10 protein-coding genes are annotated in these 11,949 nt (G+C 69.6%); 4 read left to right on the top strand and 6 right to left on the bottom strand.

Going from position 1 to position 11,949, the window contains the following annotated elements; all coding sequences use genetic code 11:
* Nucleotides 1–63 precede the first annotated feature (63 nt).
* Together OEJ37_RS26395 and OEJ37_RS26390 are read left to right on the top strand one after the other, a co-directional pair.
* Nucleotides 64–603 (top strand): hypothetical protein, encoded by a 540-nt coding sequence (locus tag OEJ37_RS26395; protein WP_175920715.1) that lies wholly within the window; start codon nucleotides 64–66, stop codon nucleotides 601–603.
* A gap of 211 nt (nucleotides 604–814) precedes the next feature.
* Nucleotides 815–1,849 (top strand): helix-turn-helix domain-containing protein, encoded by a 1,035-nt coding sequence (locus OEJ37_RS26390; protein ID WP_175920717.1) that lies wholly within the window; start codon nucleotides 815–817, stop codon nucleotides 1,847–1,849.
* A 45-nt stretch (nucleotides 1,850–1,894) separates the two neighbouring features.
* Here OEJ37_RS26390 and OEJ37_RS26385 read toward each other — a convergent pair whose 3' ends face one another.
* The gene (locus tag OEJ37_RS26385) at nucleotides 1,895–2,989 is read right to left on the bottom strand and encodes an ADP-heptose--LPS heptosyltransferase (protein WP_175920719.1); all 1,095 of its coding nucleotides are present in this window, start codon (nucleotides 2,987–2,989) and stop codon (nucleotides 1,895–1,897) included.
* Nucleotides 2,986–4,689: a thiamine pyrophosphate-binding protein gene (locus OEJ37_RS26380; RefSeq protein WP_175920721.1), complete on the bottom strand. Its 1,704-nt coding sequence runs from the start codon at nucleotides 4,687–4,689 to the stop codon at nucleotides 2,986–2,988. Before OEJ37_RS26380 ends, OEJ37_RS26385 begins: the two co-directional genes overlap by 4 nt.
* Nucleotides 4,690–4,979: 290 nt before the next feature.
* On the opposite strand from OEJ37_RS26380, the gene OEJ37_RS26375 reads away from it, so the two are divergent.
* Together OEJ37_RS26375 and OEJ37_RS26370 are read left to right on the top strand one after the other, a co-directional pair.
* Nucleotides 4,980–5,441, top strand: coding sequence for a hypothetical protein (locus tag OEJ37_RS26375; protein ID WP_072445304.1), 462 nt, complete (start codon nucleotides 4,980–4,982; stop codon nucleotides 5,439–5,441).
* Nucleotides 5,438–5,722 (top strand): type II toxin-antitoxin system RelE/ParE family toxin, encoded by a 285-nt coding sequence (locus OEJ37_RS26370; RefSeq protein WP_174418278.1) that lies wholly within the window; start codon nucleotides 5,438–5,440, stop codon nucleotides 5,720–5,722. Before OEJ37_RS26375 ends, OEJ37_RS26370 begins: the two co-directional genes overlap by 4 nt.
* A 115-nt stretch (nucleotides 5,723–5,837) precedes the next feature.
* On the opposite strand, the gene OEJ37_RS26365 is transcribed toward OEJ37_RS26370, so the two are convergent.
* The 4 genes from OEJ37_RS26365 to gcvH form a co-directional block, all read right to left on the bottom strand.
* Nucleotides 5,838–7,226, bottom strand: a complete 1,389-nt coding sequence (locus OEJ37_RS26365; RefSeq protein WP_105390396.1) for an L-serine ammonia-lyase — start codon at nucleotides 7,224–7,226, stop codon at nucleotides 5,838–5,840.
* Nucleotides 7,227–7,256: 30 nt separating this feature from the next.
* Nucleotides 7,257–8,393, bottom strand: coding sequence for an alginate lyase family protein (locus tag OEJ37_RS26360; RefSeq protein ID WP_263347044.1), 1,137 nt, complete (start codon nucleotides 8,391–8,393; stop codon nucleotides 7,257–7,259).
* 151 nt (nucleotides 8,394–8,544) lie between these two features.
* Nucleotides 8,545–11,472: an aminomethyl-transferring glycine dehydrogenase gene (gene gcvP / locus OEJ37_RS26355; RefSeq protein WP_175947368.1), complete on the bottom strand. Its 2,928-nt coding sequence runs from the start codon at nucleotides 11,470–11,472 to the stop codon at nucleotides 8,545–8,547.
* Between the two features lie 65 nt (nucleotides 11,473–11,537).
* On the bottom strand, nucleotides 11,538–11,918 hold the full coding sequence (gene gcvH / locus OEJ37_RS26350; RefSeq protein WP_152862437.1) for a glycine cleavage system protein GcvH: 381 nt from the start codon (nucleotides 11,916–11,918) through the stop codon (nucleotides 11,538–11,540).
* Nucleotides 11,919–11,949 lie beyond the last annotated feature (31 nt).

Genomic DNA, 11,949 nt, shown 5'->3' with positions numbered 1-11,949 from the left:
ACGATACCGGCAGTCGCGTGTTCGCGGCGGCACGGTGCGCCGATGCGTGTAACGAAAACCAGCATGGCAGAGCTGCCCCGATCCTTTCCGCGCCACCCCGTATTCCACGCGGGCGAACTCGACGCGCAGCACCGTTTCGGCGTGGCCGACGAAGCCGAGCGGATGAGCGGCGTCGTCACGACGCGCGTGAGCATCGGCGTGCGGCAGTTCGTCGAGTCGCAGCCGTTCATGTTCGTCGGCACCGCATGTGGCGGACGCGCAGCCGTGACGTGCGACATCGTGCAGAGCCTGCGCGACGCGAACGGCGAGCTGCTGCCCGTCGTCCGCGTGATCGACACGAAGACGCTGCGGTTCGCGTTGCCCGCGCACGGCGACGGCCGGATCGACGCGACAGCGTGCGACGGCAGCGGGGTCGGGTTGCTGTTCGTCGATTTCGTGCGTGGCATCCGCTACCGGATCAACGGCCGCGCGATGCTGCGTGCCGATTTGCCCGAAGCGGACGCGGCGCCCTGGCCGACCGGCAGCGCGATCGTCGACCTGGCGGTCGCGCAGGCGTACGGCAACTGCGGCACGCGGGTCGTGCGGCTGAAGCCGGCCGGGTAGCCGGTATTCGGTAGCCGGTGGCGACGGCGGCGGATATGCGCGGTCGCAGCGCGGATCGCACCGGCGGCGTGCGCGGCACGCCGCCTTCGGGTGCGCCCGTATCGCGCATACCGGCCGGGTAGCGTGAAATGACGGGTTGTGCGCCGGGCCGCGCGGTTCGGCACGGGACTTGCGTGACAGGTGCGGTTCCGGGCAGGCGAGGGAGAACACGATGGATCAACACGTGGCGAGTATCGAAGAACCGACGGCTGAAGACACGCGTCGCAACGCGCAGGGCGACGACGCGCTGGCCGGGCAGGCCGTCGTCAGCGTCGCGCACGACGCGGACGAGCAGGCGCGCAACCTGATCGGCTGGCGGCAGACCTACGACCAGCTCGCGGCCGGCCGCTTCGTCGGCACGCTGACCGAACTGCCGCTCGACACGATGAAGCTGTTTCGCGAATCGACGAGCCACCTACTGCGCCAGGCATGCGAGGTGCGCGGCGATGCGTACTGGTTCGGCATCCCGCTCGTGTGCGACGGCACGGCGCGCGTCGATGCATGCCGCATCGGGCCCGGCGCGCTCGCGTTCCGGCCCGGCAACGTCGAATTCGAATTGCTGACACCCGCGCAGTTCTCGATCTACGGCGTCGTCGTGCGCGGCGACGTGCTGCGCCGCTATGCGGAGGAGGTCGAACGCTGCGCGCTAGACGAGCGGCTGTTCACGCAGCGCGTGATGCAGGTCGGCGATGCGCGGCTCGCGCGCCTGTGCGCGCTGCTCGGCCGCCGGCTGGATGGTGCGGTGGCCGTGGCCGGCCCGCTGCTCGATGCGCAGCGCGACGACCTGCAGGCCGAGGTGCTGGCCGCGCTGTTCGATGCGTGCGCGCAACCGGGCGACGATGGTGCCGGCCGCGCGCCGTCGACGCGCCGCTGGATCGTCGGGCAGGCGCGCGACTACGTGCTTGCGCACCGCACGCGCCCGGTCGGCGTGCCCGAGCTGTGCGAGCAGTTGCACGTGAGCCGGCGCACGCTGCAGTACTGCTTCCAGGACGTGCTGGGGATGGCGCCCGCGACCTATCTGCGCACGCTGCGGCTGAACGGCGCGCGGCGCGATCTGTGCGGCCGCGCGGCCGGCTCGGTGCAGGACGTCGCGGAGGCGTGGGGCTTCTGGCATCTCAGCCAGTTCGCGACCGATTACCGGCGGCTGTTCGGCAAGCGGCCGTCGGAGACGCTGCGCGATCGCGCGGCGACGGTCGCGGCGGGGTGATGACGGCGGCGCCGGCGTTCCGGCTGGCTGCCGCGTGCTGTTCCGTTATCCGGTGGTCGCTGCTGCTTCACGCGGCGCGGGCCACGGAAGCCCGTCCCAGTCGATCGCGCGATACGCGGCTTCGACCGCCGCAAGATCGTCCGGCCGCTCGCTGCGATGCAGCCCGCGCAATTCGGCCGGCACATCGAGTTCGAGCGGCACGCAATGCGGATAGTCGCGCACGCGCAGCGCCGGCCCGATCGTCGTGAAACACGCGAGCGTCGGCACGTCGAAACCGTCGGCGAGATGCAGCGCGGCCGTGTCAGGCGCGAACAACACGCTTGCACCCTTGACCCATGCGATGAAGCGCGCGGTGTCGGTCGCGTCGCCGCTCATGTCGGTGTAGGCCGGATGCGCGACGGGCCCGAACCCGGCTACCGGCAACCCGTAGCGTTGCGCGAGCCGCTCCACCAACGCCGCGCGCAGCGCGGGCGGCACGCTGCGCACCGCGGTGCTCGCACTCGGACAGAACAGCACGTACGGCCGGTGCCATGCGGCCGGCAGCGCGGGCAGCGTCAGCCGCGCGAGCCAGCGGTTGCGCTTCGCGGCGGCCGGCACGGCGGCCGGGTCGGCACCGAGCGCGTCGAGGAAGAAATCGATCATCGGCAATCGAGCGAATGCGGGCCAGTACAGGTGATTGCCGACGTCGATGCACGGTGCGTCCGCGGGCAGCGCTTCGACGGGGTACGGCAGCGCGCGCGACGGCGCGACGACATCGGCCGCGAGCGCGTACAGCGCGTCGACATAGCGCGGCGCGCGGGCCGGCCGGTACACCGTGAAGCGCAGGCCCGCGTGCGCTGCGCGCAGCGCGGCGAGCGCGGTCAGCCCGATCACCGAATCGCCGAGCGTGACGCCCATCCCGTTGATCACGTGCACATGCCGCGCGCCGTCGTAGTCGAGCCGGAACGGCCGGTGCGCGGCGTGCAGCAGCCCGAGCGCGGCCGCGGCCGGCACGTGGCCGACGGCGCGGGCATCGCCGTGCTCGACGTCGTACGGCGCGACGAGCGTGCCGTCGGGCGCGAGCAGCGTGCCCGGGAACACGAGCGCGTCGTCGTGCGACAGCGCGACGCCGGGCGGAGCGGTGCGCATCTCCACGGTCATCCGCCGCGTGCGCGGCGGCCCTGTTCGCGGATCTGTTCGAGCGTCGCGGCCGGCGTGCTGGCGTCCTGCGGAATGCGGATCTCGATCAGCGCGGGCAGCCCGCAGGTCAGCGCGCGCTCGAGCGCGGGCGCGAAATCGGCGGTGCGCTCGACCGTCTCGCCATGCGCGCCGAACGCGCGCGCATACGCGGCGAAATCGGGATTCGTGAGCCCCGTGCCGTGCACGCGGCCCGGGTAGTTGCGCTCCTGATGCATGCGGATCGTGCCGAAATGCCCGTTGTTGACGACGATCGCGACGATGTTCAGCCCGTATTGCATCGCGGTGGCAAGCTCGTTGCCGGCCATCATGAAGCAGCCGTCGCCCGCGAGCGCGACGACGGCCCGCGACGGGTACAGCGACTTCGCGGCGAGCGCGGCCGGGATGCCGTAGCCCATCGCGCCGCTCGTCGGCGCGAGCTGCGAGCGGAAGTGCCGGTACGCGAAGTGGCGATGCAGCCAGATCGCATAGTTGCCGGCGCCGTTGGTCAGGATCGCGTCGTGCGGCAGGCGCTCGCGCAACTGCACCATCACGTCGCCGAGTTGGACGTCGCCGGGCATCGGCAGCGGCGCATGCCATTCGCGGTACGCGCGATGCGCGTCGGCGGCCGCGCCGGCCCACGCGGGGCGCTCGGGCGGTTCGAGCGCGGCGAGCGGCGCGGCGATCTCGGGCATTCCTGACACGATCGGCAGGTCGGCCGCATACACGCGGCCGAGCTCGTCCGCGCCCTGGTGCACGTGGATCAGCGTCTGGCGCGTCTTCGGGATGTCGAGCAGCGTGTAGCCGCCGGTCGTCGCTTCGCCGAGGCGCGGCCCGATCACGAGCAGCAGGTCGGCGTCGCGGATGCGCTTCGCGAGCGCGGGGTTGATCCCGAGCCCGACGTCGCCCGCGTAGTTCGGGTGCGCGTTGTCGATCGTGTCCTGATAGCGGAACGCGCACGCGACCGGCAGTTGCCAGCGCTCGACGAAGGTGCGCAGGTTCGCGCACGCGTCGGGCGTCCAGCCGCTGCCGCCGACGATCGCGAGCGGCCGTTCCGCGCGCGCGAGCCGCTCGCGCAGCTCGTCGATCTGCGCGGCCGACGGCGCGGCGGCGACGCGTTTCGCGGCCGGCACGACGGGCTGCGGCGCGCACGCTTCGGACAGCACGTCTTCCGGAAGCGCGAGCACGACCGGGCCCGGACGGCCCGACATCGCGACGTGGAACGCGTGGCTCAGGTATTCGGGGATGCGGCGCGGGTCGTCGATCTGCGCGACCCATTTCGCCATCTGGCCGAACATCCGGCGGTAGTCGATTTCCTGGAAGGCTTCGCGGTCGAGGTGCTCGCGCGCGCACTGGCCGACGAACAGGATCATCGGCGTCGAATCCTGGAACGCGGTGTGCACGCCGATCGACGCATGCGTCGCGCCGGGCCCGCGCGTGACGAACGCGATGCCGGGGCGGCCGGTCAGCTTGCCGACGGCCTCGGCCATGTTCGCGGCGGCCGCCTCGTGGCGGCAGACGACCGTCTGGATGCGCGCGGTGTCGTCCGCCAGCGCATCGAGTACGGCGAGGAAACTCTCGCCCGGCACGCAGAACACGCGTTCGACGTGATTGGCGAGCAACGCATCGACGAGCAGTCGCGCACCGGTGGTGGCGCGCGGCTCGAGATCCTTGGAATGCGACATGGGCTGCCGTCTCCCTGGGTAGCGGGACGTACAGCTTACGCCTGTCGGCGGGGTGGTGAAAAGTGTCGGAACACGGAGTGATTCGGACGGTGCATCGCCCGCGTTCGCCGGTTGCGGTTGGCCGAAAGGCCAGCTTGTGCGTGATCGCTCGACAGGGAGAATTGAGGGCTAAGGATGTCGAGGCGAATACGGGTCTCGACCATCGATGTCGCGCCTCCCAAGTAATAATAAATCGGGAGGCCATTCAATAGTAAAATTTCCGGAAAGACTAACGGAATCGAGAATCCATCATGGCAACCGAAACGATCGATCAAAAGACGCTCGTCCAGCTCGTTGAGGCCGGCGCCGTGCGCGCCGCGCGTGTGATCGGCTGCGGCAACGGCTGGGCCGTTTCGGCCCGTTGCGGCGCAAGCGAGCGGCTCCTGTCGGCCAAGCGCGGCGACGTGCGCGTGTTCCGTCGTTTTGAAACGCTGGTCGGGTTTCTGCGCGATATCGGCATCAGCCGGTTCGATGTGGACGCGTCGGATTTCGACCCGGATGCAGCCGGCCGGGCGACCCGGCCCGATCGTGCGGCCGCGCTGAAAGCGGCCCATGAAGCGGCTGTCCACGACCGCTGGTTTCGCGAGCAGGTGCAGCAGGCGCTGGACGATCCGCGCCCGTCGATTCCCGATGCCGAGGTCAGCGCAGAGTTTGCGTCGCGCCGTGCCGCGCTGCGTCAACGGATCGCGGGCAAGCGGGGTAATGCTGTTTGACCCTCGCGCTGCATTGGCATCCGAAGGCGTGCGAGGACCGCGCCGCGATCATGGACTACATCGGCCAGCACGACCCGCTGGCCGCGCTCGAGCTGGACGAGCGGCTGGAGGAGCGCGCCGCGGCGTTGCCCGCGCGCGCCGAACTGTATCGGCAAGGGCGCGTGGCGGGCACGCGCGAGCTGGTGGTCGCACCGAACTACGTGCTCGTATATCGCATCCGGCCGGCCGACAACATCGTGGAGATTCTCCGCGTATTGCATGCGCGGCGGCAGTGGCCGTGATGCGCGGCGCGCTCAAGAAAAAGCGGGGGCGCTCCAGGTTTTCGGCCTCGAAGTGAGGCCCTTCGGGGAATAGGCCCCTCGGGGGCCTGGCGCGAAGCGATGGGCCCGGAGGCGTTCAACACTCGACGATATTCACCGCCAGCCCGCCGCGCGACGTTTCCTTGTACTTCGTCTTCATGTCGGCGCCCGTCTCGCGCATCGTCTTGATTACCGAGTCGAGCGACACGTAGTGCGAGCCGTCGCCGCGCAGCGCCATGCGCGCCGCGTTGACGGCCTTCACCGACGCCATCGCGTTGCGCTCGATGCACGGGATCTGCACCATCCCGCCGACCGGGTCGCAGGTGAGGCCGAGGTTGTGCTCCATGCCGATCTCGGCCGCGTTCTCGACCTGGTGCGGCGTGCCGCCGAGCACGGCTGCAAGCGCGCCGGCCGCCATCGAGCAGGCGACGCCCACTTCGCCCTGGCAGCCGACTTCCGCGCCCGAGATCGACGCGTTGAGCTTGTAGAGAATGCCGATCGCGGCGGCCGTCAGCAGGAAGTCGATCACACCCTGCTCGTTCGCGCCGGGCGTGAAGCGCGTGTAGTAGTGCAGCACGGCCGGGATGATGCCGGCCGCGCCGTTGGTCGGCGCGGTGACGACACGGCCGCCGGCCGCGTTTTCCTCGTTGACCGCGATCGCGTACAGGTTGATCCAGTCGATCATCGACAGCGGGTCCTGCAGCGCGCGCTCCGGGCTTCCCGTCAGCGTGCGGTACAGCTGCGGCGCGCGGCGCTTGACCTGGAACGGGCCGGGCAGGTTGCCGTCGGCATCGGGGTTGCCGATCCCGCAGCCGCGCGACACGCACGACTGCATCACGGCCCAGATCTTCAGCAGCCCGTCGCGCGTCTCTTCCTCGGTGTGCCACGCGCGCTCGTTTTCCCACATCAGCTGCGCGATCGACTTGCCGGTCGATTCGGTCAGCGCGAGCAGCTCCGCGCCGGTGCGGAACGGGTGCGTCATCTGCTCGGCCGCGCTCAGCACCTTCGTGTTCGGCGCACCGGCTGTCACGACGAAGCCGCCGCCGACCGACAGGTACGTGCGCTCGACCAGCACCGCGCCGTTCGCGTCGGACGCGCGCAGCTTCATCCCGTTCGGATGCTCGGGCAGCGCCTGGCGGTAGAACGCGATGTTCTCCTTCAGCACGAACGGCACCGGATGCGTGCCGAGCAGCGCAAGTTTCTTCGACTTGCGGACGTCCTCCAGCCGCGCGTCGATCGTGTCGGGATCGACGGTGTCAGGCGCGTCGCCGAGCAGGCCGAGCATCACGCCGCGGTCGGTGCCGTGGCCCTTGCCGGTGGCGCCGAGCGAGCCGTACAGCTCGACCTTCACGTGGGCCGTCGCGTCGAGCTGCCCGTCGCGCTCGAGGCCCTGCACGAACATCAGCGCCGCGCGCATCGGTCCGACCGTATGCGAACTGGACGGACCGATGCCGATCTTGAAGAGGTCAAACACGCTGACTGCCATTTCGATACCTGCCTTGCTTTAAGAGTAGTGCTAGCGCGCCTGCAATGGCAGGCACGCGGCGAGCCATGCGGGCGGCGTCGGGGAAAGCTGCTGCGCGACGCGGGCATAGCGCCCGTCCAGCCGCGCGGCCAGATGAAAGAGTTCGGTGGCGTTTTTCGGGTCCCACTGCCCCGTGTAGCCCGGCAGGCCGGCCTCGCGGCGCTTCGCGTCGAACGGCACCGGCGAATTCACGAATTCCTCGTGGGTCTTCTCGCCGAGCGCATACGGCACGAGCCAGTCGAGCGCGGCCGCGAGCGTCGCGCCGTTCGCGCCGCGCTCGCGCAGCCAGTTGCGGTTGAAGCGGCGCGCGGCGAGCGCGGCCGTCACCAGCGGCTGCAGGTCATACACCGCGTAGTGCAGCGCATCGCGTTCCTCGAAGTCCCACGTCTTGCCGTCCGGGCCGATGTTGTCGGCAAGATGCTCGACGAACAGCCGCTGCGCGGCGTTCATCATCTTGCGGTCGCCGAGCGTGAACGCGGACAGCGCGATCAGCTTGATCCGGTGGCTCTGCCAGTTGTTGCGCCAGGTGCCGGTGAGCGGGCGCTTCTGCGCGTCGATCTGCGCGACATAGCCGGCGCCGAGCTTCGCGATGAACGCCGCCGTCGCGTTGCGGGTCTTCACCGGCAGCGCACTCGCGGTCATGTCGTACGCGACGATCAGGCTTTCGAAGCGCGTCTCGTCGATCGGGTTGAAGCTCGGCTGGTAGGTCGCGACCCACGCGGACAGGAAGCGGTCGACGAGCTGCAGGTAGCGCGGCGCGTTCGTCACGCGCCACGCGAGCGCCGCGTCGCGCATCAGGTCCATGTCCTTCATCGCGGCGGCGCTCTGGTCGTAGATGCCTTCATGCGGCAGCGTGCCCTCGGTGTGCACGCGCGGCATCGCCTTCGGCTGCTCGCCGATACGCGCGTCGACGCTGCGGATCAGCGCCTGCACGCCCGGCTCGGCTTGTGTCGTCTCGCTCGTCTGAAGTGCCGGCGCCGCGCAGAAATTCATCGCCGCGCGCGCGCTGCCGGCCGCGCCGAGGCCGGCAGCGGCAAACGACAGCGACGCGACGAGCATCGGCACGAACCGGCGCGTGTGCGGCCGCTTCTGCGTTGCACCATGGCCCGGAAACATCGGACGCACCATGCGGAACTCCTTCATTGGCTGGATCGCGTGTGATGTTAGCCGGATTGGCGGACGAACGCGCACCGGTTCGAGCGGCGAACGCAAAAACCGCACGCAACACGGAGTTGCGTGCGGTGCGATCACCATCGGACGGCTCCGGGCCTGGCGCGCGTTATGCGTATTCCGACATCGGCACGCACGAGCAGAACAGGTTGCGGTCGCCGTACGCGTTGTCCGCGCGGCCGACCGGCGGCCAGTACTTGTTCGTGCCGAGCGACGCGACCGGGTACGCAGCCTGCTCGCGCGAGTACGCGTGCGGCCATTCGTTCGCGGTGACGACGGCCGCGGTGTGCGGTGCGTGACGCAGCGGGTTGTCCTCGCGGTCGGCGCGGCCTTCCTCGACCGCGCGGATTTCCTCGCGGATCGCGATCATCGCGGCGATGAAGCGGTCGAGTTCTTCCTGCGATTCCGATTCGGTCGGCTCGACCATCAGCGTGCCCGGCACCGGGAAGCTCATCGTCGGCGCGTGGAAGCCGTAGTCCATCAGGCGCTTCGCGACGTCGTCGACGCTGATGCCGCTCGAATCCTTGATCGGACGCAGGTCGAGAATGCACTCGTGCGCGACCAGCCCGCCCGGGCCCGAGTACAGCACCGGGTAGTGCGGCGCGAGGCGCTTCGCGATGTAGTTCGCGTTGAGGATCGCGGTTTCCGTCGCGGCGGTCAGGTTCTTCGCGCCCATCATCGCGATGTACATCCACGAGATCGGCAGGATCGACGCCGAGCCGTACGGGGCGGCCGACACCGCGCCGATGCCGCTTTCGTCGCGCGAGTAGCCGGTCGAACGCTGGTTCGGCAGGAACTTCGCGAGATGCGCGCCGACCGCGACCGGACCGACGCCCGGGCCGCCGCCGCCATGCGGGATGCAGAAGGTCTTGTGCAGGTTCAGGTGCGACACGTCGCCGCCGAACTGGCCCGGCGCGGTCAGGCCGACCATCGCGTTCATGTTCGCGCCGTCGACGTACACTTGGCCGCCGTGCGCATGGACGATCTCGCAGATCTCGCGGACGTTCTGCTCGAACACGCCGTGCGTCGACGGATACGTGATCATGATCGCCGCGAGGTCCTTCGAGTGCTCGTCGGCCTTCGCTTTCAGGTCGGCGATGTCGACGTTGCCTTGCGCGTCGCATGCAACGACCACGACCTTCATGCCGGCCATGTGCGCGGATGCCGGGTTCGTGCCGTGCGCGGACGCCGGGATCAGACACACGTCGCGGTGGGCTTCGCCGCGCGATGCGTGGTAAGCGTGGATGATCAGCAGGCCCGCGTACTCGCCCTGCGAGCCCGCGTTCGGTTGCAGCGACACGGCCGCGTAGCCGGTGGCCGCGACGAGCATTTGCTCGAGCTGGTCGATCATCTCGCGGTAGCCGACGGTCTGGTCGGCCGGTGCGAACGGGTGGATGCCGCCGAACTCGGGCCACGTGACAGGCAGCATTTCCGACGTCGCGTTCAGCTTCATCGTGCACGAGCCGAGCGGGATCATCGAGCGGTCGAGCGCGAGATCCTTGTCCGACAGGCTGCGCAGGTAGCGCAGCATCTCGGTTTCGGAATGGTGGCGGTTGAACACGTGGTGCGTCAGGTACGCGCTCGTGCGCTCGAGGCCGGCCGGCAGCGCGGCGACGCCGGCGAGGCCTGCGTCCAGCGCGTCGACGGCCGGCGCGGTGCCGCCCGCGGCCTGCGCGAACACGTCGAGGAGATCGGCGAGGTCGTCGCGCGTCGTCGTTTCGTCGACCGACACGCCGACTTGCGTGTCGCTCACGCGGCGCAGGTTGATGCGCTTTGCCTTCGCGAATTCGTGAACCTGCGCGGTGCGCGCGCCGGTGTCGATCGTCAGCGTGTCGAAGAACGTGTCGTTGACGGTCGCAAAGCCGAGCTGCTTCACGCCGGCGGCGAACAGCGCCGCGATGCGGTTCACGCGCAGCGCGATCGTCTTCAGGCCGTGCGGGCCGTGATAGACCGCGTACATGCTGGCCATGATCGCGAGCAGCGCCTGCGCGGTACACACGTTCGACGTCGCCTTCTCGCGGCGGATGTGCTGTTCGCGCGTCTGCAGCGCGAGGCGCAGCGCGGGCTTGCCCTGCGCGTCGACGGTCACGCCGACGAGGCGGCCCGGCATCTGGCGCTTGAATTCGTCGCGCACCGCGAGATATGCGGCGTGCGGGCCGCCGAAGCCCATCGGCACGCCGAAGCGCTGCGTGTTGCCGATCGCGACGTCCGCACCCCATTCGCCGGGCGGCGTCAGCACGGTGAGCGCGAGCAGGTCGGCCGCGACGACCACGTGGCCGCCGGCCGCGTGGATCGCTTCCGTGAGTGCGCGGTAGTCGCGCACGTCGCCGTTCACGCCCGGGTATTGCAGCAGCACGCCGAACGCGTTCGATTGTGCCGCGTCGGCAGCCGGGCCCGTCTTGACCTCGATGCCGATCGGCAGCGCGCGCGTGCGGATCACTTCGAGCGTCTGCGGCAGCACGTCGTCGGCGACGTAGAACACGTTCGACGCCGGCTTGCCGGTACGCTGCAGCAGCGTCATCGCTTCGGCCGCGGCGGTTGCTTCATCGAGCAGCGACGCGTTCGAGATCGCGAGGCCCGTGAGGTCGGCCACCATCTGCTGGAAGTTCAGGAGCGCCTCGAGGCGGCCCTGGGAAATTTCGGGCTGGTACGGCGTGTAGGCCGTGTACCACGCCGGGTTTTCGAGCACGTTGCGCAGGATCACCGCCGGCGTGTGCGTGTCGTGGTAACCCTGGCCGATATACGAGCGGAACACCTGGTTCTTGTCCGCGAGAACCCGCAGCGCGGCGAGGGCTTCGGCCTCGCTCTTCGGCTGCGCGAACGGGCCGAGCGGCAGCGTTTCGGCGCGGCGGATCGAGGCCGGGATCACGGCGTCCATCAGGGCGGCGCGCGACGCAAAGCCGAGCGTGTCGAGCATGGCCTGCTGGCTGGCGGCGTCGGGGCCGATATGGCGTTCGGCGAACGCGTCGTGCGTTTCGAGCGCGGCGAGCGAGAGGGGCGTGCGGTTCATCAGGCGGTCCGGGTGTTCGAGCTTCATGGCGTGACTGTGGTCCCGCGCGGGACGGGGCGGCAGGCCGGCCCCGCGCGGTTCGGGTAAGGAAATTAGTCGATCAGCTTGGTGTAGGCGGCAGCGTCGATCAGCTTGTCGGTCGATGCGCCGGCCGCGAGCTTGATCTTGAAGAGCCACACGCCGTACGCGTCGCCGTTCACTTCTTCCGGTGCGTCGGTGGCTTCCGTATTGACGGCGACGACCTCGCCGGACACCGGCGAGTAGATGTCGGATGCCGCCTTCACCGATTCGACGACGCCGACGGCGTCGCCTTCCTTCACCTGCTTGCCGACTGCCGGCAGCTCGAGGAAGACGATGTCGCCGAGCGTGCTCTGCGCGTGATCGGTGATGCCGACCGCCAGCGTGCCGTCTGCCTCGGTGCGGATCCACTCGTGTTCATCGGTGTATTTCAGATCGGCCGGGACGTTGCTCATCGGATGCTCCTGGATAAAAGGGTGTGATTCG

This window comes from Burkholderia sp. BKH01 (assembly GCF_025685725.1).
GTDB lineage: Bacteria > Pseudomonadota > Gammaproteobacteria > Burkholderiales > Burkholderiaceae > Burkholderia > Burkholderia pyrrocinia_C.
Note: the sequence above shows the minus strand (reverse complement) of the source record. Positions and strands in the feature narration are given on the sequence as shown.